This window comes from Pseudomonas sp. Irchel s3b5 (genome assembly GCF_900187435.1).
GTDB lineage: Bacteria > Pseudomonadota > Gammaproteobacteria > Pseudomonadales > Pseudomonadaceae > Aquipseudomonas.
In genome coordinates this window covers 48,759-73,853 of record NZ_FYDY01000013.1, presented here as the reverse complement: position 1 = coordinate 73,853, position 25,095 = coordinate 48,759, and the positions used below count along the sequence as shown (strand labels likewise).

25 protein-coding genes are annotated in these 25,095 nt (G+C 60.2%); 10 read left to right on the top strand and 15 right to left on the bottom strand.

The genetic code is table 11. The features are described 5' to 3' along the window. Positions 1–155 precede the first annotated feature (155 nt). Positions 156–485 (bottom strand): DUF1820 family protein, encoded by a 330-nt coding sequence (locus tag CKW15_RS15635; RefSeq protein WP_008052403.1) that lies wholly within the window; start codon positions 483–485, stop codon positions 156–158. Positions 486–621: 136 nt separating this feature from the next. Between CKW15_RS15635 and miaB the strand changes: the two genes are divergently transcribed. The 5 genes from miaB to lnt all read left to right on the top strand — a co-directional run bounded on the left by miaB (position 622) and on the right by lnt (position 6,011). Next, complete coding sequence (gene miaB, locus CKW15_RS15630; RefSeq protein WP_095057239.1) at positions 622–1,950, top strand: tRNA (N6-isopentenyl adenosine(37)-C2)-methylthiotransferase MiaB; 1,329 nt, start codon at positions 622–624, stop codon at positions 1,948–1,950. A gap of 189 nt (positions 1,951–2,139) precedes the next feature. Then, a complete protein-coding gene (locus CKW15_RS15625; RefSeq protein WP_095057240.1) occupies positions 2,140–3,147 on the top strand; it encodes a PhoH family protein in 1,008 nt (335 codons plus the stop codon). Continuing rightward, a complete protein-coding gene (gene ybeY, locus CKW15_RS15620) occupies positions 3,140–3,634 on the top strand; it encodes an rRNA maturation RNase YbeY (protein ID WP_095057241.1) in 495 nt (164 codons plus the stop codon). Before CKW15_RS15625 ends, ybeY begins: the two co-directional genes overlap by 8 nt. A 5-nt stretch (positions 3,635–3,639) precedes the next feature. Next, on the top strand, positions 3,640–4,479 hold the full coding sequence (locus CKW15_RS15615; RefSeq protein ID WP_027924283.1) for an HlyC/CorC family transporter: 840 nt from the start codon (positions 3,640–3,642) through the stop codon (positions 4,477–4,479). A gap of 8 nt (positions 4,480–4,487) precedes the next feature. Then, positions 4,488–6,011: an apolipoprotein N-acyltransferase gene (gene lnt, locus CKW15_RS15610; protein ID WP_095057242.1), complete on the top strand. Its 1,524-nt coding sequence runs from the start codon at positions 4,488–4,490 to the stop codon at positions 6,009–6,011. A 109-nt stretch (positions 6,012–6,120) separates the two neighbouring features. Here lnt and CKW15_RS15605 read toward each other — a convergent pair whose 3' ends face one another. Further along, positions 6,121–6,882 (bottom strand): YdcF family protein, encoded by a 762-nt coding sequence (locus tag CKW15_RS15605; RefSeq protein WP_095057243.1) that lies wholly within the window; start codon positions 6,880–6,882, stop codon positions 6,121–6,123. A gap of 103 nt (positions 6,883–6,985) precedes the next feature. Further along, on the bottom strand, positions 6,986–7,306 hold the full coding sequence (locus CKW15_RS15600) for a hypothetical protein (RefSeq protein WP_095057244.1): 321 nt from the start codon (positions 7,304–7,306) through the stop codon (positions 6,986–6,988). 281 nt (positions 7,307–7,587) lie between these two features. Between CKW15_RS15600 and leuS the strand changes: the two genes are divergently transcribed. From leuS to CKW15_RS15575, 5 genes are all read left to right on the top strand, one after another. Continuing rightward, entirely contained in the window at positions 7,588–10,194 is a 2,607-nt protein-coding gene (gene leuS, locus CKW15_RS15595; RefSeq protein WP_095057245.1) for a leucine--tRNA ligase, read from the top strand. Between the two features lie 87 nt (positions 10,195–10,281). Beyond that, on the top strand, positions 10,282–10,887 hold the full coding sequence (gene lptE, locus CKW15_RS15590; RefSeq protein ID WP_095057246.1) for an LPS assembly lipoprotein LptE: 606 nt from the start codon (positions 10,282–10,284) through the stop codon (positions 10,885–10,887). 39 nt (positions 10,888–10,926) lie between these two features. Beyond that, positions 10,927–11,964: a DNA polymerase III subunit delta gene (holA, locus tag CKW15_RS15585; protein ID WP_095057247.1), complete on the top strand. Its 1,038-nt coding sequence runs from the start codon at positions 10,927–10,929 to the stop codon at positions 11,962–11,964. Positions 11,965–12,150: 186 nt separating this feature from the next. Then, positions 12,151–12,315 (top strand): alternative ribosome rescue factor ArfA, encoded by a 165-nt coding sequence (arfA, locus tag CKW15_RS15580; RefSeq protein ID WP_095057248.1) that lies wholly within the window; start codon positions 12,151–12,153, stop codon positions 12,313–12,315. Between the two features lie 61 nt (positions 12,316–12,376). Beyond that, positions 12,377–13,699, top strand: a complete 1,323-nt coding sequence (locus CKW15_RS15575) for a lytic murein transglycosylase (protein ID WP_095057249.1) — start codon at positions 12,377–12,379, stop codon at positions 13,697–13,699. 94 nt (positions 13,700–13,793) lie between these two features. Here the strand turns inward: CKW15_RS15575 and CKW15_RS15570 are convergent, their stop codons facing one another. The 12 genes from CKW15_RS15570 to nadD form a co-directional block, all read right to left on the bottom strand. Then, entirely contained in the window at positions 13,794–14,741 is a 948-nt protein-coding gene (locus CKW15_RS15570) for an LD-carboxypeptidase (protein WP_095057250.1), read from the bottom strand. 170 nt (positions 14,742–14,911) lie between these two features. Beyond that, the gene (lipA, locus tag CKW15_RS15565) at positions 14,912–15,910 is read right to left on the bottom strand and encodes a lipoyl synthase (RefSeq protein ID WP_177408787.1); all 999 of its coding nucleotides are present in this window, start codon (positions 15,908–15,910) and stop codon (positions 14,912–14,914) included. 25 nt (positions 15,911–15,935) lie between these two features. Continuing rightward, the gene (gene lipB, locus CKW15_RS15560) at positions 15,936–16,583 is read right to left on the bottom strand and encodes a lipoyl(octanoyl) transferase LipB (RefSeq protein ID WP_095057252.1); all 648 of its coding nucleotides are present in this window, start codon (positions 16,581–16,583) and stop codon (positions 15,936–15,938) included. Beyond that, positions 16,583–16,858, bottom strand: coding sequence for a DUF493 domain-containing protein (locus CKW15_RS15555; protein ID WP_056728855.1), 276 nt, complete (start codon positions 16,856–16,858; stop codon positions 16,583–16,585). The genes lipB and CKW15_RS15555 overlap by 1 nt, the downstream gene beginning before the upstream one ends. Before the next feature lie 83 nt (positions 16,859–16,941). Beyond that, entirely contained in the window at positions 16,942–18,099 is a 1,158-nt protein-coding gene (locus CKW15_RS15550) for a D-alanyl-D-alanine carboxypeptidase family protein (RefSeq protein ID WP_095152363.1), read from the bottom strand. Positions 18,100–18,283: 184 nt separating this feature from the next. Beyond that, a complete protein-coding gene (locus tag CKW15_RS15545) occupies positions 18,284–19,291 on the bottom strand; it encodes a septal ring lytic transglycosylase RlpA family protein (protein ID WP_095057254.1) in 1,008 nt (335 codons plus the stop codon). Continuing rightward, complete coding sequence (gene mltB / locus CKW15_RS15540) at positions 19,291–20,301, bottom strand: lytic murein transglycosylase B (RefSeq protein ID WP_095057255.1); 1,011 nt, start codon at positions 20,299–20,301, stop codon at positions 19,291–19,293. The genes CKW15_RS15545 and mltB overlap by 1 nt, the downstream gene beginning before the upstream one ends. A gap of 17 nt (positions 20,302–20,318) precedes the next feature. Further along, positions 20,319–21,422: a rod shape-determining protein RodA gene (gene rodA, locus CKW15_RS15535; RefSeq protein WP_177408788.1), complete on the bottom strand. Its 1,104-nt coding sequence runs from the start codon at positions 21,420–21,422 to the stop codon at positions 20,319–20,321. Between the two features lie 31 nt (positions 21,423–21,453). Further along, positions 21,454–23,349 carry a penicillin-binding protein 2 gene (gene mrdA, locus CKW15_RS15530; RefSeq protein ID WP_095152362.1) on the bottom strand — a complete coding sequence of 632 codons (1,896 nt, stop codon included), beginning with the start codon at positions 23,347–23,349 and terminating at the stop codon, positions 21,454–21,456. A 10-nt stretch (positions 23,350–23,359) separates the two neighbouring features. Next, positions 23,360–23,827 (bottom strand): 23S rRNA (pseudouridine(1915)-N(3))-methyltransferase RlmH, encoded by a 468-nt coding sequence (gene rlmH, locus CKW15_RS15525; RefSeq protein ID WP_007937439.1) that lies wholly within the window; start codon positions 23,825–23,827, stop codon positions 23,360–23,362. A gap of 9 nt (positions 23,828–23,836) precedes the next feature. Beyond that, on the bottom strand, positions 23,837–24,331 hold the full coding sequence (gene rsfS, locus CKW15_RS15520) for a ribosome silencing factor (RefSeq protein WP_095057258.1): 495 nt from the start codon (positions 24,329–24,331) through the stop codon (positions 23,837–23,839). Between the two features lie 73 nt (positions 24,332–24,404). After that, positions 24,405–25,094: a nicotinate-nucleotide adenylyltransferase gene (gene nadD, locus CKW15_RS15515; RefSeq protein WP_095057259.1), complete on the bottom strand. Its 690-nt coding sequence runs from the start codon at positions 25,092–25,094 to the stop codon at positions 24,405–24,407. Position 25,095 lies beyond the last annotated feature (1 nt).

Below are 25,095 nucleotides of genomic sequence, written 5' to 3'. Positions count from 1 at the left end.
CGAGGGAGCTTGCTCCCGATCGGCTGCGAAGCAGTCGTAAATTCAGCAATGCGGTTTATCTGAAAAAAGCGGTGACAGGTTTCAGGGCCGCTACGCAGCCCAACGGGAGCAAGCCCCCTCGCCACAACAAGCGCCTTCAGCCATCAGGCAATGCCTTACTTCTCAGGCATCGGCATCGGAAACGGCATTACGTTGCCGACCGCACCGCGCGCTTCGCTGATTTTCGGTGTGCCCATGCGCTCGACTTCGTCGATGCGCACGATCGAATGCATCGGCACAAAACTGCGCACCACGCCTTCGAACTGAGCCTTGAGCTTTTCTTCGCTCGGGTCGACGACCACTTGCGTGCGCTCGCCAAAGACGAACTCTTCCACTTCCAGAAAGCCCCACAGATCACTTTGATAGATCTGCTTGGCGTACATTTCGAACACCTGGCCCTGGTTGAGGAAAATCACCTTGTAGATTGGGGCTTCACGTTTGGTCATGGGCGGCGGGCAACACATCGGGGGATAAAAATGAGGGCGCGAACTATAGCATAGCCATTGGACGCGCAGCGGTAGGAACCTGGGGACATGTTCCCTATAATGCGCGGTTCTTTGAATCACGTGATGACTCTATTCCATGGCCAAGAAGCTTTACATCGAAACCCACGGTTGCCAGATGAACGAGTACGACAGCTCGCGCATGGTCGATCTGCTGGGCGAACATCAGGCCCTGGAAGTCACCGCCCGCGCTGAAGACGCCGACGTGATCCTGCTCAACACCTGCTCGATCCGCGAGCGCGCACAAGATCGCGTGTATTCCCAGCTCGGTCGCTGGCGTGAGCTGAAACTGGCCAACCCGGACATGGTGATCGCCGTCGGCGGTTGCGTGGCCAGTCAGGAAGGCGCCGCCATCCGCGATCGCGCCCCCTATGTGGACGTGGTTTTCGGTCCGCAGACCCTGCATCGGTTGCCGGAAATGATCGACGCCGCGCGCATCACCAAGCTGCCGCAAGTGGACGTCTCGTTCCCGGAAATCGAAAAATTCGACCATTTGCCCGAGCCACGTATCGACGGTCCGAGTGCGTACGTGTCGGTGATGGAAGGCTGCAGCAAGTACTGCACCTTCTGTGTAGTGCCCTACACCCGTGGCGAAGAAGTCAGCCGGCCGTTCGACGACGTACTTGCCGAGATCATTCACCTGGCCGAAAACGGCGTGCGCGAAGTGACGCTGCTGGGGCAAAACGTCAACGGCTATCGCGGGACCACTCATGACGGGCGCCTGGCCGACCTGGCCGAGCTGATCCGCGTGGTTGCCGCCGTCGATGGCATCGACCGCATCCGCTACACCACTTCGCACCCGCTGGAATTCTCCGACAGCCTGATCCAGGCCCACGCGGACGTGCCGGAACTGGTCAAACACCTGCATTTGCCGGTGCAATCGGGCTCGGACCGCATCCTCGCCGCGATGAAACGTAACCACACGGCGCTGGAGTACAAATCCAAACTGCGCAAGCTGCGGGCTGCCGTGCCGGGCATCTGCATCAGTTCGGACTTCATCGTCGGCTTCCCGGGCGAGACCGAGAAAGATTTCGAACAAACCATGAAGCTGATTCAGGACGTCGGTTTCGACTTTTCCTACTCGTTCGTCTACAGCCAGCGTCCGGGCACACCCGCTGCTGACCTCGCCGACGAGACGCCGGAAGAGCTGAAAAAAGAACGCCTCAACGCACTGCAACATCGCTTGAACCAGCAAGGTTTCGAGATCAGCCGACAAATGGTGGGCTCGATCCAGCGTATTTTGGTCACCGACTATTCGAAAAAGGACCCCGGCGAGTTGCAAGGCCGGACCGAGAATAACCGTATCGTCAACTTCCGCTGCGATAATCCAACCTTGATCGGCCAGTTCGCCGATGTGCATATCGATGCCGCGCAGCCGCACTCGTTGCGGGGCTCTTTGATCCAGTAACCCTGTAGGAGCCGGCTTGCTGGCGATGAACGATAACCCAGTGTATCTGATACACCGCGGGGCCCCCATCGCCAGCAAGCCGGCTCCTACAGTGCAGTGTGCGATGCTTAATTATTTAAGCTTTCGCACCCAGCCCACTGGCGCTATCCTTCATTCATCACTATTGCCCCAGGGCGGCTAAATACGACCTTGAACGCACCCATCGAACCACATCGTTTCATCCTCGAGCCCTTTGAAGCTCGCCGCTTCGCCAATCTGTGCGGGCAATTCGACGAGCACCTGCGCTTGATCGAACAGCGCCTGACCATCGAGATCCGCAACCGCGGAAACCAATTCGAACTGATCGGCGAGCCCAAACACACCACCTCCGCGGAAAACCTCCTGCGCCGCCTGTATCGGGAAACCAAGGGTACCGAGCTGTCGCCGGACATGGTTCACCTGTTCCTGCAGGAATCTGCCGTCGAAGCGCTGGACAACCACTCGCCCGCCGAAGCCTCCGTTGCCCTGCGCACCAAAAAAGGCATGATTCGCCCCCGCGGCTTGAATCAAGTGCGGTACGTGAAGGAAATCCTCGGTAACGATATCAATTTCGGCATCGGCCCGGCCGGTACCGGCAAGACCTACCTGGCGGTTGCCTGCGCGGTGGATGCGCTGGAACGCGAGCAGATTCGCCGCATCCTGCTGGTGCGTCCGGCGGTCGAAGCGGGTGAAAAACTCGGCTTCCTGCCCGGCGACCTGTCGCAAAAAATCGACCCGTACCTGCGCCCGCTCTATGACGCGCTTTACGAAATGCTGGGCTTCGAATACGTCGCCAAGCTGATCGAACGCCAAGTCATCGAAGTCGCGCCACTGGCCTACATGCGTGGCCGTACATTGAACAACAGCTTCATTATTCTCGACGAAAGCCAGAACACCACGGTCGAACAAATGAAGATGTTCCTGACCCGGATCGGTTTCGGCTCTACCGCGGTCATCACCGGCGACATCACCCAGGTCGACCTGCCGCGCGGCACCAAGTCCGGCCTGCACCATGTGATCGAAGTGCTCAAGGATGTACCGGGTATCACCTTTACCCACTTCCAGCCCAAGGACGTCGTGCGCCATCCGCTGGTACAGCGCATTGTCGAAGCCTATGAGCGCTTCGAAACCAAAGCGGCCGATGATGCAGCCGCCAAGGATAGCCGCCGCGATGCTTGAGCTTGACCTGCAAATCGCCACCGAAGCGTCCGCCCCCAGCGAGGCCAAGTTCCGTCAATGGTGCGAACTGGCCCTGCGCCAGCGCACCGCCGACTCGGAAATGACCATTCGTCTGGTCGACGAGGCCGAAGGTCGCGAGCTGAACCACACCTGGCGGCAAAAAGACTACGCCACTAACGTCTTGTCGTTCCCGGCCGATGTGCCGGACGAGTTTCTCGACATCCCGCTGCTAGGCGACCTGGTGATCTGCGTCGCCGTGGTTGAACGCGAAGCGGCCGAGCAAGGCAAGACACTCAAGGCCCACTGGGCGCATCTGGTGATTCACGGCTGCTTGCATCTGCTTGGTTACGACCATATAGAGGATGAGGAAGCCGAAGAAATGGAAGCACTGGAACGAACGTTGCTTGCAGAACTGGGCTTTCCCGATCCGTACGCGGACGACGAAACCGACGCATTCCCTACCGAAACAACAAAGGATTCAGAGTAATCGCTATGAGCGAAGATCGATCGAGCAACGGGCAGAAGTCATGGTTGGGTAAGCTCACCCAGGCTTTTGCCCACGAGCCGAAAAACCGCCAGGAGCTGCTTGAGCTGCTGCGCGATGCACACCAGAACAAGTTGCTGGACAGCGAAGCGCTGGCCATCGTCGAAGGCGCCATTCAGGTGGCCGACCTGCAAGTCCGGGACATCATGGTCCCGCGCTCGCAGATGGTCAGCATCAAGGCGACCCAGACACCTCGCGAGTTCCTGCCCGCCGTGGTCGACTCGGCCCACTCCCGCTACCCGGTCATCGGCGAAAGCCACGATGACGTGATGGGCGTGTTGCTGGCCAAGGACTTGCTGCCGTTGATCCTCAAGGAGAACGGCGACAGCTTCAACATCAAGGATCTGCTGCGCCCCGCCACGTTCGTGCCGGAGTCCAAGCGCCTGAACGTGTTGCTGCGTGAGTTCCGCGCCAATCACAACCACATGGCCATCGTCATCGACGAATACGGTGGCGTGGCTGGCCTGGTAACGATTGAAGACGTGCTGGAACAGATCGTCGGCGACATCGAAGATGAACACGACGTCGAAGAAGACAGCTACATCAAGCCGCTGCCCAGCGGTGACTTCCTGATCAAGGCCTTGACGCCGATCGAGAACTTCAACGAGTTCTTCGACAGCGAATTCTCCGACGACGAATTCGACACCGTCGGCGGCCTGGTGATGAGCGCGTTCGGGCACTTGCCCAAGCGCAACGAAATCACCGAGATCGGCCCCTACCGCTTCCGCATCCTGAACGCCGACAGTCGTCGGATTCACTTGCTTCGCCTGACGCCCATTGCTCGCTAAGGATTGAAATGCGCTGGACAACCCGCCCCGGCTGGCCCGGTAACCTGCTGGCCGTGGCGGCCGGTGCAATCACCACCCTGGCACTGGCGCCGTTCGATATCTGGCCGTTGGCACTGCTCGCCGTCGGCCTGTTCTATGCCGGCTTACGTGAACTGAGCCCGCGCCAGGCGCTGGGGCGTGGCTGGTACTTCGGCTTCGGCCTGTTCGGTGCCGGAACCAGTTGGATCTACTACAGCATTCACCATTTCGGCGGCGCTTCGGTGCTGCTGGCCGGCTTCCTGATGCTGATTTTCACGGCGGCGATTGCCTGGTTTTTCGCCCTGCCCGCCTGGCTCTGGGCACGCTGGCTGCGCCGCAACGAGGCGCCGCTGGCCGACGCGCTGGCTTTCGCAGCGCTGTGGGTCGCCCAGGAAGCGTTCCGCGGCTGGTTCCTGACCGGTTTCCCATGGCTCTACTCTGGCTACAGCCAGCTCGACGGCCCGCTGTCCGGGCTCGCACCAGTTGGCGGAATGTGGCTGATTTCCTTCACCCTGGCCTTGACCGCCGCACTGATCTACAACGGCTTGCGCCTGGCTCGCACGGGACGCAAAGGCTTCATCGCCGTGGGAATCGTCTTGTTGGTCGGCCCATGGGTAGCCGGCATGGCGCTCAAGCATCACGCCTGGACCAGCCCTTCAGGCGCACCACTGAGTGTCGCGGCAATCCAGGGCAACATAGAACAGAGCATGAAATGGGACCCGGCGCAGCTCAATGCACAGCTCGCGCTGTACCGTGACATGAGCTTGAGCTCCAAGCGCGTCGACCTGCTGATCTGGCCGGAAACCGCGGTGCCGGTGCTCAAGGAATCTGCCCAGGGCTATCTGGACGTGATGGGTAAATTCGCTGCCGAGCGGAATTCGGCACTGATTACCGGCGTGCCGATCCGGCAGATCGTTCATCAAGAGAAGCGCTTCTACAATGGCATCACCGTGACCGGTGAAGGCGACGGCACTTACCTCAAACAGAAATTGGTGCCGTTTGGCGAATATGTGCCGCTGCAAGACGTTTTGCGCGGGCTGATCGCCTTCTTTGACCTGCCGATGTCGGACTTTGCCCGCGGCCCGGCCGACCAGCCGCTGCTGCAAGCCAAGGGCTATCAGATTGCGCCGTTCATCTGCTACGAAGTGGTCTACCCGGAATTCGCCGCCAGCCTCGCCGCTCGCAGCGACCTGCTGCTGACCATCAGCAATGACACCTGGTTCGGCACGTCCATCGGCCCGCTGCAACACTTGCAGATGGCGCAGATGCGCGCCCTTGAGGCGGGCCGCTGGATGATTCGCGCCACCAACAACGGCGTGACCGGCCTGATCAACCCGTTCGGCCAGATCACTGAGCAGATTCCGCAGTTCGAACGCGGCATCCTGTACGGCGAAGTGGTGCCGATGCACAACCTGACGCCTTATCTGCAATGGCGTTCATGGCCGTTGCTCATCGTCTGCATGCTGCTGTTTGGCTGGGCGTTGGTGGCGAGCCGGATGGCCAAGACTGTCTGAAGACTTGAGGCGATAGTTAAAAGATCGCAGCCTCGTTTTACTCGACAGCTCCTACAGGGTGTAGACAATCCCAGTGTAGGAGCTGCCGCAGGCTGCGATCTTTTGATCTTCAGCGGTAAAACAACGAATACCCGACCTGCCCCACCGCCTCATTCATCAATTGCCCACTCTGCCAGATCGATTTCGACTCCGGCAGCCAGCCGCCCAGCGGTCGGGCGTTGTCTCCGCCTAAGAACCCCATCGGGGCGGCCACCACGTCGAATCCAGCCTTGCGGAAACTCCAGACGGCACGCGGCATGTGCGCAGCGTGAGTGACGATCACCACACGCTTGACGCCTTGCGGCAACAATAATTGCGCCGTGAATTGCGCGTTTTCCCAGGTGGTACGGCTCTTGCCCTCCTGCCAGCGCACCGTCACGCCAAAATCGTCGCGCAAGGACTCCGCCATCATCTGCGCTTCAGTCGGTGGTATGCCGTAATGCAATCCACCACTGGCCAGCACCGGCAAGCCCGAAGCCTTGGCCAGCCGCGCCGCATAACGTTGACGTTCCAGGCCAATACCTGTTGGCTGATCAGCGCCCCAGGCCACGTCACCGTGTTCGCGGCCCGAGCCCAGCACCACGATGGCGTCGGCGCGCTGCCCCAGCGTGCTCCATTCCTCGCGGGCCAGCGGCGGCTCACGCTCAAGAAGGTCGGCACTCCATTCCACCACCACCGGCAGGCTCATCAGCCAGAAACCACCCAGCCCCAGCGCAAAGCACGCACCGGCCAGCCTCGGCCTTGAGCGGCGTAACCACCAGCCAAGCAAAAGCAGCAGCATCAGAAGGCCGGGCGGCAAGAGAAGTTGTTTCACGAAATAACGAAAAGGCATCGAGCATCTCCTTGAGATGCCCGAAGCCTAAGTGGGTTAGCGCAATGCGACAATAAATACGGAAGGACTATGCTTCAAAAAGTGCTGGAGCATGGCTCTGTGTCTATTTGTACTGCAAAGACCGGACCTTTACCGCGTCTCTGCCAGGTACCTTGTCCTTGAGCCAGATGATTTTGGCCGAACGTGGTGCGTCGAGTTGCTTTACCGCTTCTGACAAGCATCCGTGTGTCTCACGTTCACTGCGATCCAGATACGCCTTGACCAAAGCAAACTCTGCGGGGCTCAGGCCACGCAGTTCCAGTTCAAGTGGGCGTTCGTCGCGCAGCCGACCTGCGGTTTTCGCCGCTTCCAGGGCCAGGCCCAGACGATCGATCAGTCTTTCGTACAGCTCCGGTTTCGTAGCTTTTTGCTGTGACTCAACCATCCCTCACCTCATTGGAAGATAAGACCTACTCCCCAGTTAGAGCTTAGCTTCCATGAACAAACCGGCTGAGCGCCGCGACCAACGGCCCTCGCGGCGGTTTTTGCGAGACGCGCGGCAGCAATCAGGGTTTCCCTCGGTAGAGCGCGGTCATGTATGCTACGGCGCTTCCTGTAACTCCACTTCCAGCTCGGCTGGGCATCGAAAACGCCAATAAGGCGTGTTCACCGTCCAACGTTGCATTGAAGAGGATTAGGCCACCCCTATTCAGTTCAAAAGTAGCCATGCACGAACAATATCAGCCCCGTGAAATCGAAGCCGCCGCCCAGTCATTCTGGGACGAGCAAAAGTCCTTTGAAGTCAGTGAACAGCCAGGCAAGGAGACCTACTACTGCCTGTCGATGTTCCCTTACCCCAGCGGCAAGCTACACATGGGGCACGTGCGCAACTACACCATCGGCGACGTGATCTCCCGCTACCAGCGCATGCAAGGCAAAAACGTTCTGCAACCGATGGGTTGGGACGCGTTCGGCATGCCGGCGGAAAACGCCGCGATGAAGAACAACGTAGCGCCCGCCAAGTGGACCTACGAAAACATCGCCTACATGAAGTCCCAGCTGCGCAGCCTGGGCCTGGCGGTGGACTGGTCGCGCGAAGTGACCACCTGCAAGCCTGATTACTATCGCTGGGAACAATGGCTGTTCACCCGCCTGTTCGAAAAAGGCGTGATCTACAAAAAAAGCGGCACCGTGAACTGGGACCCGGTCGACCAGACCGTTCTGGCCAACGAACAGGTGATCGACGGTCGCGGCTGGCGTTCCGGCGCGCTGATCGAAAAGCGCGAAATCCCGATGTACTACTTCAAGATCACCGCGTACGCGGATGAGCTGCTGGAGAGCCTCGACGAACTGACTGGCTGGCCTGAACAGGTCAAGACCATGCAGCGCAACTGGATCGGCAAGTCCCGCGGCATGGAAGTGCAGTTCCCGTACAACGTCGATTCCATCGGCGAAACCGGCGCGCTCAAAGTCTTCACCACCCGTCCGGACACCCTGATGGGCGCAACCTACGTTGCCGTGGCCGCCGAGCACCACCTGGCCACCCTGGCTGCGCAGAACAATCCTGAGCTGCAAGCGTTCATCGCTGAATGCAAGAGCGGCAGCGTGGCTGAAGCCGACGTCGCTACCCAGGAGAAAAAAGGCCTGCCGACCGGCCTGTTCGTCGAACACCCGCTGACCGGTGAAAAGTTGCCGGTGTGGGTCGCCAACTACGTATTGATCCACTACGGCGACGGCGCGGTCATGGCTGTACCGGCTCACGACGAGCGCGATTTCGAATTCGCCCACAAGTACAACCTGCCGGTCAAATCGGTGGTGCGCACCAGTTCCGGTGACACCAACCCGACGCCATGGCAAGACGCCTACGGCGAGCACGGCACGCTGATCAATTCCGGCGAGTTCGACGGCCTGGACTTCGCCGGCGCGTTCGACGCCATTGAAGTCGCGCTGATCAAGAAAGAACTGGGCGCCTCGCGCACCCAATTCCGTCTGCGCGACTGGGGCATCAGCCGCCAGCGCTACTGGGGCTGCCCGATCCCGATCATCCACTGCCAAACCTGCGGTGACGTACCGGTACCGGAAGATCAACTGCCTGTCGTGCTGCCGGAAGACGTCGTACCCGATGGCGCCGGTTCGCCACTGGCACGCATGCCCGAGTTCTACGAGTGCAGCTGCCCGAAATGCGGCCAGCCTGCCAAGCGTGAAACCGACACCATGGACACTTTCGTCGAGTCCTCGTGGTACTACGCCCGCTACGCCTCCCCGCACTTCGAAGGCGGCCTGGTAGAAAAATCGGCGGCCGACCACTGGTTGCCGGTGGATCAGTACATCGGCGGTATCGAACACGCGATCCTGCACCTGCTCTACGCGCGCTTCTTCCACAAGCTGATGCGCGACGAAGGCCTGGTGAGCTCCAACGAGCCGTTCAAGAACCTGCTGACCCAGGGCATGGTGATCGCCGAGACTTACTATCGTCGTGAAGCCAACGGCGCCTTCACCTGGTTCAACCCGGCGGACGTCGAACTTGAGCGCGACAGCAAGGCCAAGGTCATCAGCGCCAAGCTGATCGCCGATGGCTTGCCGGTGGAAATCGGCGGCACCGAGAAGATGGCCAAGTCGAAGAACAACGGCGTCGACCCACAGTCGATGATCGATCAGTTCGGCGCAGACACCTGCCGTCTGTTCATGATGTTCGCCTCGCCGCCTGACATGAGCGCGGAATGGTCCGACTCCGGCGTAGAGGGTTCGCACCGTTTCCTCAAGCGCGTCTGGCGTCTGGCTCAAGCACACGTCACTCAGGGCCTGCCGGGCAAACTGGACGTTGCCGGCCTGAACGACGAGCAGAAAGCCGTTCGCCGCTCGATCCACCTGGCCATCAAGCAAGCCAGCCACGACGTCGGCCAGAACCACAAATTCAACACCGCCATCGCTCAGGTGATGACGCTGATGAACGTGCTGGAAAAAGCCGCGCAAGGCACCGAACAGGATCGAGCGCTGGTTCACGAAGGTCTGGAAGCCGTCACGCTGCTGCTGGCTCCGATCACCCCGCACATCAGCCATGAGCTGTGGCATCAGCTGGGTCACGCTGAGCCGGTGATCGACGCGAGCTGGCCGGTGGTGGACGAAACCGCTCTGGTGCAAGACAGCTTGCAGCTGGTGATCCAGGTCAACGGCAAACTGCGTGGTCACATCGAAATGCCGGCCAGCGCCAGCCGCGAAGAGGTCGAAGCGGCCGCTCGCGCCAACGAAAACGTACTGCGTTTTGTCGACGGCCTGACCATTCGTAAAGTGATCGTAGTGCCCGGGAAACTGGTCAATATCGTCGCCAGCTAATTGGAGCAGGCGCCAGGTACGCCTGGCGCCGAGTAAAACCTTTCGGGCCGCTCGATCGGCCCACATGGTTTCAAGGGGAGCAACAAGATGATCAAACGCAATTTGCTGGTGATGGGCCTCGCGGTCCTGTTGAGCGCCTGCGGTTTCCAACTGCGCGGCACCGGCACCAACGAACTGGCAATCAAGGAACTCGACCTGAGCGCCCGTAACGCCTACGGCGAGACCGTGACGCAACTGCGTCAGGTGCTGACAAACAGCGGCGTCAAGGTCTACACCGGCGCCCCCTACAAACTGGTGTTGACCGATGAGCAGGAAAGCCAGCGCATCCTCAGCTACGCCGGGGCTGGCCGTACGGGCGAGTACCAGATCACCACGGTGTTGAAATACGACATCCGTGGTCAGGGCAACCTGCCGTTGATCAGCGACAAGCTTGAAGTGCAAAAAATCTTCCTCCACGACGGTAACAACCTGGCGGGCTCCGACCAGGAAGCCGTAACCGCCAAAACGGAAACCCGTCGTGAGCTGGTTCAGCGCATGATGTTGCGCCTGCAACAATTGACGCCAGCCCAGCTGGACCAATTGGAGCAGACTGCCGAAGCCAAGGCCAAGGCAGAAGCCGCTGCACTGGAAGCGGCGCAAAAGGCTGAAGCGCAAACACCGCGTCAGTCGCCCATCGAACTGCCGCAGCAGTAAGACTTACGGGGCGCTCAGGCGCCCCGTTCGCCCTCTATTATGAAACTCGCCCCCGCCCAACTCGCCAAACACTTGCAAGGTGCCCTTGCGCCGGTCTACATCATCAGCGGCGATGACCCGTTGCTGTGTCAGGAGGCCGCCGACGCCATTCGCTCGGCCGCTCGCCAACAAGGCTTTGATGAGCGCCAGGTGTTTGCCGCCGATGCCAGTTTCGACTGGGGTACGTTGCTGCAAGCCGGTGCCAGCATGTCGCTGTTCGCCGAAAAGCGTTTGCTGGAACTGCGTCTGCCTTCCGGCAAGCCCGGTGACAAAGGTGCAGCAGCACTTATCGAGTACTGCTCGCGGCCGGCCGAAGACACCCTGTTGCTGATCAGCTTGCCGAAGCTTGACGGCAGCGCGCAGAAAACCAAGTGGGGCAAGGCACTGGTCGAAGGCCAGCAAACCCAGTTCGTGCAGATCTGGCCGGTGGATGTCAGCCAGCTACCGAGTTGGATCCGTCAGCGCCTGTCCCAGGCCGGGCTTTCTGCGAACCAGGATGCCGTTGAGCTGATTGCTGCGCGGGTAGAAGGCAACCTGCTGGCCGCTGCCCAGGAAATCGAGAAACTCAAGCTGATGGCCGAAGGTGGCCAGATCACCGTTGAAACCGTGCAGGCCGCCGTGGCCGACAGTGCGCGCTTCGACGTGTTCGGCTTGACCGATGCGATCCTCAACGGCGAAGCGGCCCATGCCTTGCGCATGCTTGAAGGGTTGCGCGGTGAGGGTGTCGAGCCACCGGTGATTCTCTGGGCCCTGGCCCGCGAACTGCGCCAGCTGGCCAACATTTCGCTGCAATACAGTCAGGGCACGCCGCTGGACAAAGCCTTCAGCCAGGCCAAACCACCTGTCTGGGACAAGCGCAAACCACTGATGAGCAAAGCCCTGCAACGCTACTCGGCGCAACGCTGGGCGCAGTTGTTGCTGGAAGCGCAACGCATTGACGCCCAGATCAAAGGTCAGGCCGCCGGTTCGCCATGGATGAGCTTGAGCCGTTTGACGTTGTTGATGGCTGGGCAAAAATTGGCGTTGCCTGCCGAGTAAGATCAAGGGATCGCCGCCTTCTGCAGCTCCTACAGATTGACACGCGATCCTGCGTAGGAGCTGCCGAAGGCTGCGATTTTTTGATCTTATTTCTTACAAAATCCACATCCATCGCCCCTATAGACAGATCCTCTGCTTCAGCCGATGATTTGCCCCGCAAAAACCACTCACTTGCGAGAAATCATCATGAGCAAAAAGCCATCAACGCATGGCCCCAACAAGGCCAAATCCATCGTCGCCCAGCCACTGTTCCGCAGCCGTCAGGAACGCGCCGGCAAGGGCAAAGGCAGCTACCGCCGCGAAGCCTTCCAGTCTAATAGCTGGGAGGCTTCTTACTTTCTGGCTGCTTAAAGCAGAACACCCCCTCTACATGTTAAGGTCTGTACCTGAATCGTTTTCCCTGGACCTGTGCATGCCCTTTTGTCTTCCCCATCGCTGGCACCTGCGCCAATTGATTGCTGCCTCCAGCCTTGTTTTGCTTGTCGCCTGCGCGGAAAAACCGACCGCCGCCGACGCTCAACCCCTCCAGACGTCGCCCGTTGCCACGGCCCCGGCGGTTGTTCCGCCAGTGGTTCCGACCGGTGAGAACATCGACATCCAGCCGACCCAGACCTTCGCCGAATGGCAGGCGGGTTTCCGCAAGGATGCCCTGGCCGCGGGTATCCGCGCCGATCTGTTTGATCGCGCTTTCGCCAATGTCAGCATCGACCCCAGTGTGATCCGTGCCGATCGCAGCCAACCGGAATTCGCAAAACCGGTGTGGGAATACCTCGACGGCGCCCTGTCGCCCTTGCGTGTGCGCAAAGGTCAGGCGCTGGTCAACCAATACGCCGACGTCCTGCAAAGCATCGAGCAGCGCTATGGCGTCGATCGCCAGGCACTGGTGGCGGTATGGGGCATGGAGAGCAACTTCGGCCAGTTCCAGGGCAACAAATCGGTGATCAACTCACTGGCAACCCTGGCCTATGAAGGCCGCCGCCCTGGCTTCGCCCATGCGCAATTGATCGCCGCCCTGCAAATCCTGCAGCAAGGCGACATCGAACCCGAGAAGATGCTGGGCTCCTGGGCCGGTGCGATGGGCCAGACCCAATTTATCCCGACCACCTACAACACCCACGCCGTGGATTTCGATGGCGATGGTCGCCGCGATATCTGGGGCAGTTCGGCTGATGCCTTGGCCTCGACCGCGCATTACCTGCAAAGCTCCGGCTGGCAGAGAGGCCAGCCATGGGGCTTTGAAGTCCAACTGCCGAACGGTTTCAACTACGTGCTGGCCGATGGCACGATTCGCAAGACTGTCGCCGAATGGCGCCAACTGGGCGTCATGATGCCCAATGGCGGCCAGGTCCCGGCCGGCACAGAGCAATTGTCCGCGGCCCTGTTGCTGCCGGCCGGCTATCGCGGCCCGGCCTTCCTGGTGCTCGACAACTTCCGTGCGATTCTCAAGTACAACAACTCGTCGTCCTATGCCCTGGGGGTGAGCCTGTTGTCCGAACGGTTCAATGGTGCAGGCTTGATCAGCGGTACATGGCCTAAAGATGACTTGCCACTGAGCCGCACCGAACGGATCGAACTGCAAAACCTGTTGAGTGCCCAGAACTACGACGCAGGCACCGCCGACGGCATCATTGGCGCCAACACGCGCAAGGCCATCCGCAGCGCCCAACAGTCGTTTGGCTGGCCGGCGGATGGATACCCGACGCACAAGTTGCTCGAAGGGTTACGCAACCGCTAAAAGCAAAAGATCGCAGCCTTCGGCAGCTCCTACGAGCGTTAAAATCCCCTGTAGGAGCTGCCGAAGGCTGCGATCTTTTTACGGTCTCAAGTTCTTACCTGATCACCACTTCCTGCTCCAACACCAATTCCTGCTTCCCCGCATCCAACCGAACCAACGCCCCCATCGGCAACGTCACGTTCGGGTCGCAATGCCCGCTGCGCCAGCCGGACAGCACCGGTATCCGCAACGGCGCGAAGGTCTGCTTGAGCAACCGCTCCAGCGCCGGCACATCAACACCGGCGATATCCCCGACCAAAACACCGCGCAACTTGTGTAACGTGCCCGCCAGTCGCAAATGGGTCAGTAACCGGTCGATGCGATACAGCGGCTCGTTGATGTCTTCGATGAACAGGATGACGCCCTCGGCATCGATCTCGTAGGGCGTGCCCATGGTCGCGGCAATCATCGACAGGTTTCCGCCCAGCAAGCGCCCATGGGCAATGCCTGGCTCGATTGTGCTCAATGGGCAGGCCACCGGGTGCGTCAGCACACTGCCCGCCTTCACCTGCCCTCTGAGCATGTTGAAGAAGGAGGACTCGGTGGGCTTTTGCTTGTTGCCCAACAGATCCGCATTAAGCAATGGCCCATGAAACGTCACGAAACCCGCGTAGCGGCTGATCGCCAGATGCAGCGCGGTGATGTCGCTGTAGCCAATGAACGGTTTGGCGTTGTCACGCAACAACCGGAAATCGACGCGATCGAGCAGCCGGGGCGTGCCATAACCACCGCGCAGGCAGATGATCGCATTGACGTCATCGTCGGCGAATGCGCCATGCAAGTCATTGAGTCGTACATCATCGCTACCAGCCAGGTAGCCGTCTTTCTCGTAGACACCGGGAAACACTTTCAGCGAGTAACCCCGGGCGCGCATCCATTGCACGGCTTTATCGGTGTCCAGCGCCGCGGGACCGGCGGGCGCAATCACGCCAATCGTACCTTCCGGAGGCAACGCCGGTACGGGAACGTGAGGACAAAGGGTATGGGTCGGTCGTACGGTCATCCGTGAATCTCCCTGCGTAATCTTCAGCACACAGTAGTCAGGAACGGGGACAAACAGAAGAGGCTGAGTCACACCGCAGGTTGCAGGAAAAAGCGGCTATCGCCGTAGGCAAGGCAAAAAAACGCCCGCAAGGTTTGGAAACCTTGCGGGCGTTTATGTTTCACAGTCGATCAGGACGACATCAGCTCAGCCTTGACCAGCTTCGCCTGCTCGTCGGCGTGGTACGAAGAACGTACCAACGGGCCGGAAGCGACGTTCTTGAAGCCCATCTTGTAGCCTTCTTCGGCGAACCAGGCAAAGGTGTCCGGGTGCACGAAACGCTGCACCGGCAAGTGGCTGCGGGATGGCTGCAGGTACTGGCCCAGGGTCAGCATGTCGATGTCGTGCTCGCGCATGCGCTTCATGACTTCGATGACTTCTTCGTCGGTTTCGCCCAGACCCAGCATCAGGCCGGACTTGGTCGGAATGTGCGGCATCATCTGCTTGAAGCGTTGCAGCAGGGTCAGCGACCACTGGTAGTCCGAACCCGGACGCGCAGCCTTGTACAGGCGCGGCACGGTTTCCAGGTTGTGGTTGAACACATCCGGCGGCTCGGCTGCGGTGATTTCCAGGGCGATGTCCATGCGGCCACGGTAGTCCGGGACCAGGGTCTCGAGCTGCACGTTTGGCGACAATTTGCGGATTTCGCGGATGCAGTCGGCGAAGTGCTGGGCACCGCCGTCACGCAGGTCGTCGCGGTCTACCGAGGTGATCACCACGTATTTCAGTTTCAGGTCGGCAATGGCGATGGCCAGGCTTTCCGGCTCGTTGACGTCCAGTGGCTTCGGACGGCCGTGGCCAACGTCACAGAACGGGCAGCGACGGGTGCAGATGTCACCCATGATCATGAAGGTCGCGGTGCCGCCGGAGAAGCATTCGCCCAGGTTCGGGCAGGAAGCCTCTTCGCAGACACTGTGCAACTTGTGTTTGCGCAGCAGCGCTTTGATACGGTCGACTTCCGGCGAAATCGGAATGCGTACGCGAATCCAGTCAGGCTTCTTCGGCAGTTCGGTGGTAGGAATGATCTTTACCGGGATGCGTGCAACCTTCTCGGCGCCGCGCAGCTTGACGCCGGCTTCAACCTTGGGACGCGGGGCCGGGCGCTCGGTGACATCGAGCGTCGGGATCATGGTTTGCACTGCATCAGTAGTCATATCAGTCGATTCCGCCCGTCAGGGTCGTCTGCTCAGCATAGTCGAGGTGTTTGACGAGCTGCGCACGCAGCCGGGCACTTACCTCGGCAAATTCAATCGATCCTGCGTGATCGCTCAGCTGGGTCATCGCCAGCCCGGCGTAGCCGCAGGGATTAATCCGTCGAAACGGTTCCAGGTTCATGTCCACGTTCAGGGCCAGGCCATGAAAGGAACAACCGTGGCGGATCCGTAGACCCAGGGAAGCGATTTTCGCCCCATTGACATAGACACCCGGCGCGTCAGGCTTGGCCGCGGCGGTGACACCGTAACTGGCCAGCAGCTCGATCAGGCATTGCTCCATCCGGCTGACCAGATCGCGCACGCCAAAGCCGAGCTTGCGTACATCCAACAGCAGATAAGCCACCAACTGGCCGGGGCCGTGGTAAGTCACCTGGCCACCACGATCAACCTGCACCACCGGAATATCGCCGGGAACCAACAGATGCTCAGCCTTGCCGGCCTGACCCTGGGTAAACACAGGCGGGTGCTCGACCAGCCAGATTTCGTCGGGGGCATCGCTGCCACGTTCGTTGGTGAAGCGTTGCATGGCGTGCCAGACCGGCTCGTAAGCCATCTGGCCGAGTTCACGAAAGCCCAGCGTGCCAGACATCACAACACCATGTGCACGAAACCGGTGGCCCGTAGTTCGCTGTTGATGTTGTACAGCTGGTCCTGGTCGGTCGCGACGATGTGCAACTGAATCGTGGTGTATTTGCCGTTGCTGCTCTGGCGCTCGTCAATACGCTCATCATTGATCTTGGCGTACTTGCTGACGATGTCGATGATTCTGTCCTTGTTACCCACGCCGGTGTCGCTGATCACCTTAACCGGGTAATCATTGGCAGGGAATTCGATTTTTGGCGCCTTTACTTCAGTATCGGTCATGGCGTAACGGCCTCGTAAGCGTAAGCCGTGGCGACGGCAAAACCCCGCGCCGGATCAGCGCAGGGCCTTGCAGGTGCACACTATCAGTTGAACAAGCCGTAGAAGAATAGACGGATGCTATCCCACATGCGGCGGAAGATACCACCCTCCTCGACAGCGTCCAGGGCGATCAGGTCGGCGCTGTGCACCACTTTGTCGTCCAGTTTCACTTCGACTTTACCGATCACGTCGCCCTTGGCGATTGGCGCAATCAGTTGCGAGTTCATGGTCATGCTCGCAGCGAGCTTCTTCAGCTGGCCTTTTGGCAGGGTCATGGTCAGGTCTTGCGCCAGGCCGGCCTTGACCTGGTTGGTCGAGCCTTTCCAGACCGGCGCCTGAGCCAGTTCGGCACCCTTCTGATAGAAGGTCTGGGTTTCGAAGAAGCGGAAACCGTAGGTCAGCAACTTCTGGGTTTCGGCCGCACGAGCGGTGTCACTGTTGGTACCGAATACCACGGCGATCAGGCGCATGCCATCACGTACCGCCGAGGACACCAGGCAATAGCCCGCTTCGTCGGTGTGACCGGTTTTCAGACCGTCGACGGTCTTGTCACGCCACAGCAGCAGGTTGCGGTTCGGTTGCTTGATACCGTTCCAGAAGAACTCTTTCTGCGAGTAGATCGCGTAGTGAGCCGGATCTTCGTGAATGATCGCGCGAGCCAGCGTGGCCATGTCGTGAGCCGACGAGTAGTGCTCAGGGTTTGGCAGACCGGTCGGGTTCATGAAGTGGCTATTGGTCAGACCCAGGTCGCCAGCGGTTTTGTTCATCATGTCGGCGAACGCGTCTTCGCTTCCGGCGATGTGCTCGGAGAGCGCAACACTGGCGTCGTTGCCCGACTGGATGATGATGCCGTGCAACAGGTCGCTGACGGTGACTTGCGAACCGACCTTGATGAACATCCGCGAACCGCCTGTACGCCAGGCGTTTTCGCTGACGGTCACCGGATCGTTTTCACCGATCTGGCCACGACGGATTTCGAGGGTCGCGATGTACGCAGTCATCAGTTTGGTCAGGCTGGCTGGCGGCAGACGCTGGTCACCGTTGTTCTCGACCAGCACGTTGCCGCTGCTGGCGTCCATCAGCACGAAGGCTTTGGCGGCCAGTTGAGGTGGCGACGGCATCATCTCGACCGCGAAGGCGGCGGGTGAGAGGAGCAGCGGGACTAACAGGAACAGGCGTTTGGCAAAGGTGGTGATGTTCATCCGTCTCTCGAAATCGCTAATGGAAACTGCCCTAGGGCAAAACTAATCAAATAACCTTCTAACGGGTTATCGCGTGTTCAGTTGCTCACTCCAGTCACCCTTGCCGGGCTTTTGTTCTTCAACGAGTCAACAACCTGGTCCGCCCCCCAAAACCGCAGACGAACCGTCAATCAAGTCCAACGTATTACTCAGTCACAACACTTGGCGAACCGAGGTTGGCCAGGCGCACACTGTTCTGCACCTGCTGGATTTCACCCGGCGAGCCGATCGGCCCCAGGCGAACCCGATGCAGGGTCTGCTGGTTGCGCACGACCGAGCTGATGAACACCGGAGCGCTCACCATCCCGCTGAGCTTCGATCTCAGGAGTTCTGCAGCGTCCGGGTTGGCGAACGCGCCCACCTGCAGATACTGGCCAGAGGCTGCTGCAGAAGCGTTTTTTTTTGCGTCAAGCGGCACAGGCACCACCGCGGCGGCGTGTTGCTGCGGCGGCGGAGTCCATTGCTCGACAGTGCCGGCCGAGGCCGTAATCACTGGCGCGCTATTCTGCGCGACTTTCGGTTCGTTGAGCATCAGCGGCGCCGGACGGCCCTTGGCCGCCCACCATTGCTGCGGATCGATGCCTTCGACCTTGACCCGCGCGGTGCCGGTTTCGGCGTAACCGAGTTTCTTGGCGGCCGCGTAGGACAAATCGATGATCCGGTCCGAGTAGAACGGCCCGCGGTCGTTGACGCGCAGGATCACGCTCTTGTTGTTGTCCAGGTTGGTCACCCGAACATAACTCGGCAGCGGCAGTGTCTTGTGCGCGGCACTCATGCCGTACAGGTCATACACCTCGCCATTGGCGGTGTTCTGACCGTGGAACTTGGTGCCGTACCAGGACGCCGTACCCGACTGTACGTAGGTCTTGGACTCTTGCAGCGGAAAGTAGGTCTTGCCCAGCACGGTGTACGGGTTGGCCTTATAAGGGCCGGTGTGCAAGGTCGGTGTGGCGTCCGGGATGCGCGACACATCGACATCCCACCATGGTGCCCCATCCTTGTGGGCACGGTTGATGTCCAGCCCCGGCGTCGTACGCACGGCAGCGGGAGCCTTCTGGGCAGGCGGACGACTGGTCGAACAACTGGCGACCAGCAACCCCAGTGCGGCGAATGCCATCAGCCTCAGGGGTTTATTCATAGGCAATGCCCGCATTACTTGACGCCCCGTGCTTGAACCAGTTGTTCAGACAGTTGATGTACGGCCATGGCGTACATCACGCTGCGGTTATAACGCGTGATCGCGTAGAAATTCTTCAGGCCCATCCAGTATTCCGGGCCATTGTCGCCTTCCAGCCGGAAAGCCGTAACCGGCATATCATCGCGCAGCGCATCATGACTTGACCACCCCAGGACTCGCAACTCCCCAACGGTTTTCACAGGCTCGATGCCCGTGGTCAGACCTTCGTCCACCTGATCGCCGCGTGCATCGGCGCGGCTGACCACCGGTTCGCCGGCGACCCAGCCGTGACGCTTGAAGTAACTGGCAACGCTGCCAATGGCATCGTCCGGATTGTTCCAGATATTGATGTGGCCATCGCCGTCGAAATCCACCGCATAAGCGCGGAAACTGCTCGGCATGAATTGCGGCAACCCCATCGCACCGGCGTAAGAGCCTTTAAGTGTCAACGGATCGACTTGCTCTTCACGGGCCAGCAGCAAGAACTCACGCAGTTCCTTGCGGAAAAATTCGGCACGGGGAGGATAGTCGAAACCCAGGGTCGACAAGGCATCAATGACGCGGTAATTACCGGTATTGCGCCCGAAAAAGGTCTCAACGCCGATGATCGAGACGATGACCTGAGCCGGCACGCCGTATTCCTGCTCGGCGCGCGCCAGCACCGCTTCGTGCTGACGCCAGAAGTCCACACCGCGGGCAATGCGCGCGTCGGTAATGAACATCGGGCGATATTCATGCCACTGCTTGACCCGCTCCGCAGGTTTGGAAATGGCATCCAGAATCGACTGTTTGCGCTCGGCTTCGCGGAACACACCCATCAGTTGTTCACCGGCGAACCCGTAATCGCGGGTCATTTCACCGACGAATTCGGCCACCTGGGGTGAACCTTCGTAATCGCCGGCCAATGCTGTCTGCATTGTGCCAAGGATGCTCACCAGGCCGACCCATGGCGCGTATCGAGTCGCCCAGCCACGCATTACTTGCATTGAAATCTTCACCTTATTCAAACCTGCGCGATCCACTTGCGATGGGTATGGATCGACATCAAAACCCCAAACGCTGACAGCAGCGTCACCAGCGAAGTTCCTCCGTAGCTAATGAACGGCAACGGCACCCCCACCACCGGCAACAGGCCACTGACCATACCGATGTTGACGAAAACATAAACAAAAAACGTCATGGTCAAAGCGCCCGCGAGCAATTTGCCGAACAATGTCTGGGCCTGGGCGGTAATCACCAGGCCACGGCCGATCAGCAGCAGGTAGATCAGCAGAAGCGCACAGATGCCCACCAGACCGAACTCTTCACCCAACACGGCGATGATAAAGTCGGTGTGGCTTTCGGGCAGGAAGTCCAGGTGCGACTGGGTGCCGAGCAGCCAGCCCTTGCCGAACACACCGCCGGAACCGATGGCGGCTTTGGACTGGATGATGTTCCACCCCGTGCCTAACGGGTCACTTTCCGGGTCGAGGAACGTGAGGACACGCTGCTTCTGGTAATCGTGCATCACGAAATACCACATGGCCACGGACACCGGCACGGCGGCCGCGAGCACGCTGAGGATCCAGCGCCAGCGCAGGCCGCCCATGAACAGCACGAAGGCGCCCCCCGCCAGAATCAGCAATGAAGTGCCGAGGTCGGGCTGACGCACGATCAGGATGAATGGCAAACCGATCAGAAACAGGCTCACCCCTACATGTTTGAGTTGCGGCGGCAAGGTGCGCTTGGACAGGTACCAGGCGATGGTCGCCGGCATCAGGATCTTCATGAACTCCGAAGGCTGGAAACGGATCACCCCGGGAATATTGATCCAGCGCGTGGCGCCCATGGCGTTGTGGCCCATGATGTCGACCACTACCAGCAACAGCACGCCGAGCACATAACCCACCGGAACCCAGCGGGCCATGAAGCGTGGTTCGAACTGGGCGATGACGATCATCGACACCAGGCCGATGCCGAACGACGTGGCCTGTTTGGCCAGCAAGTCCCAGCTTTTGCCGCTGGCCGAATAAAGCACGAACAGGCTGCCCGCCGCGAGCGTCAGCAGCAGGATCAGCAATGGGCCATCGATGTGCAGGCGCTGCAACAGCGTCGCACGACGACGCATCACATCCTCGCTCGAGAGCATGCGATCGAAATTATTCTTCACGGGCTGTTGCCTCAGGGCTGATAGGGCTGGCGTATTCAGGCTTCAACCGGCCGTTCTGGTCCAGGAGCCAGGCGTCCATGATTTGCCGTACCACTGGCGCTGCGACCCCGGAACCGGACTCACCGTTCTCGACCATTACCGAGACCACAATTTTCGGGGCATCGGCGGGCGCGAACCCAACGAACAAGGCGTGGTCGCGATGACGCTCCTGAACCTTGGAGCGGTCGTACTTCTCGCCCTGCTTGATCGCGACCACCTGGGCCGTACCCGACTTGCCAGCAATCCGGTACTGCGCACCGATCGCGGCCTTGCGCGCCGTACCGCGGGCACCGTGCATCACCTGCTGCATGCCATGGTTGACCTTGTTCCAGTCCGACGGGTCGCGCAGGATGATGTCCGGCACCGGATTCTCATCCACCGGTTTCACGCCTTCGATGGTCTTGGCCAGGTGCGGACGGTTCCAGACGCCTTTGTTGGCGACCAGGGCGGTGGCCTGGGCCAGTTGCAACGGGGTCGACTGCATATAGCCCTGGCCGATCCCGAGAATCAGCGTTTCACCCGGGAACCACGCCTGTCGACGGGTCGCACGCTTCCATTCGCGGGACGGCATCAGTCCCGGCGACTCTTCGAACATGTCCAGCGAGACTTTTTGGCCGATGCCGAACTTGGTCATGTACGCCGACAGCCGATCGATCCCAAGCTTGTGCGCCAGATCATAGAAGTAGGTGTCGTTGGAACGCATGATCGCCGTATCGAGGTCGACGAAGCCGTCACCGGTGCGGTTCCAGTTACGGTATTTGTGATCGTAGTTGGGCAGCATGTAGTAACCCGGGTCGAACACCCGGGACGACGCCGTCACCACGCCTGCGTCCAGGCCGGCAATCGCCACCGCTGGTTTGATCGTCGAACCCGGCGGGTACAAGCCGCGCAATACGCGGTTGAAGAGCGGCCGGTCGATGGAATCACGCAGTTCGGAATAGGCCTTGAAACTGATGCCGGTGACAAACAGGTTCGGGTCGAAACTCGGCTGGCTGACCATCGCCAGCACTTCGCCGGTTTTCGGGTCCAGCGCAACCACCGCACCACGACGACCGCCCAGCGCCGCTTCGGCGGCTTCCTGCAATTTGATGTCCAGGCTCAGGACAATGTCCTTGCCGGGAATCGGATCGGTACGCTTGAGCACGCGCAATACGCGGCCGCGAGCGTTGGTTTCAACTTCTTCGTAGCCCACCTGGCCGTGCAGTTCAGGCTCGTAGAAGCGCTCGATGCCGGTTTTGCCGATGTGGTGGGTGCCGCTGTAATTGACCGGATCGAGGGTCTTGAGCTCTTTCTCGTTGATCCGCCCCATGTAACCGACCGAGTGCGCGAAGTGCGCACCCTGCGGATAGTGACGCACCAGTTGCGCAACCACTTCCACCCCAGGCAGGCGGAACTGGTTCACGGCGATCCGGGCGATCTGCTCTTCGCTCAGCTCAAACAGGATAGGCACCGGCTCGAATGGTCGACGCCCCTGACGCATGCGCTTCTCGAAAATCACCCGATCATCGGGCGTCAGCTCCAGCACTTCGACGATCACGTCGAGCACTTTTTGCCAATCGCCGGAACGTTCGCGGGTCATGCTCAGGCTGAAGCTGGGCCGGTTGTCGGCAATCACCACGCCATTACGGTCGAAGATCAAACCGCGAGTCGGCGGAATCGGCTGCACATGGACGCGGTTGTTTTCCGACAGCGTCGAGTGGTACTCGTACTGGATCACTTGCAGGAAATACAAACGCGCGATCAGCACGCAGATCAGCACCACCACCGCAATTGCCCCGAACACGACGCGACCACGCACCAGACGGGCGTCTTTTTCGTGGTCCTTGATGCGGATCGGTTGAGACATGAGGGCAGAACTACTTGTGGTAAGGGTGACCGGACAGCACGGTCCAGGCACGGTACAACTGTTCGCCGATCAGAATCCGCACCAGCGGGTGCGGCAATGTCAGCGGCGACAACGACCAGCGCTGATCGGCCCGGGCACAGACTTCCGGCGCCAGCCCTTCGGGGCCGCCGACCATGAAGTTCACGGTGCGCGAGTCCAGCCGCCAGCGATCGAGTTCGACCGCCAGCTGCTCGGTACTCCAGGGCTTGCCATGGACTTCGAGAGTGACGACACGCTCGTTCGGCCCGACCTTGGCCAGCATGGCTTCGCCTTCCTGACGGATGAAGCGCGCCACGTCGGCGTTCTTGCCACGGGTGTTGAGCGGTATTTCCACCAGTTCCAGCGCCAGCTCGGACGGAAGACGCTTGGCATATTCATGCCAGCCTTCTTCCACCCACTTGGGCATGCGGGAGCCGACGGCGATCAGTCGCAGTCGCACAGCCGTTCCTTATTCCTGGTCTTTGTTGAGCTTGGTGAAATGCTCGTGACCGACTTCAGGGCTGTGGTGTTTGCCATCAGCGGCACGGCTCTGCTCGGCACCTTTCCACAGGCGCTCCAGGTCGTAGAACTGACGGGCGTTGGAGGTCATCATGTGGACGATCACGTCATCCATGTCCAGCAACACCCAGTCGCTGTCGCCCTTGCCTTCTTCACCCAGCGGCTTGATGCCCAGGGCTTTGACCGCTTCGCGGACCTTGTCCAGCATCGCGCCGATCTGGCGGTTGGAGGTACCGGTGGCGATGATCATGAAGTCGGTGATGCTCTGCTTGTCGCGGACATCGATGACCAACACGTCCTGGGCCTTGACGTCTTCCAGGGCCGCGACGGCGATCTTGACCAGTTCGTCGCCTTTAGGCGGCTCGGCGGCAAGGACCTTCTCAGGCAGCGGAGCACTCTTGAACGTGCCTTTACGCTTAACTTTGTTTACGTCGTTGTTCGTCATATAAAACTCGTTTTGCTCGTTTGTTCGGGCGCTTCAATACACGTTGTTGCCACGTGCCTTGAGGCACTCCTATTCAGTTCGACGCACGGTAGAGTCCGTGCGCATCGATGTAGGCCAGGACCGCGTCGGGCACCAGGAAACGTACCGACTTACCGCTGGCCAGCAGTTGACGGATCTGGGTGGCGGATACCGCGAGCGGTGTCTGCCAGACGAATGCAATCTGTCCGCTCGGCCCTTTGAGGGCCAGCGGGTCGCTCACCGAGCGCGCTGCCAGCAGGTTGCGCAAGGCATCCGGCGGTTCGCTGTCGGCATCCGGGCGTTGCAACACCAGGATATGGCAATGCTGGAGCAACTCTTCCCAGCGGTGCCAAGTGGGCAGGCCGCAAAATGCGTCCCAGCCCAAAAGCAGAAAAACCTGGTCCTGCGCGGCCAGCTCGGCGCGCATCAGTTCCAGGGTATCAATGGTGTAGGACGGTTTGTCCCGCTGCAATTCGCGGGCATCCACCACCAACGGTGCCACACCGGCCACCGCGCACTCGACCATCGCCAGACGGTCTTCGGCCGATACCTGCGGCGTACCCCGATGAGGTGGCCTGGCACTGGGTGTCAGACGCAGCTCATCGAGCGCCAGGGTTTCGGCGACTTCCAGTGCACCGCGCAAATGGCCGATGTGCACCGGGTCGAACGTTCCGCCCAGCACGCCAATGCGCCGAGGTGCTGGCTCGCTGGCGGTCAACGGGGCTGACGGGTCGTGATCGCCCAAG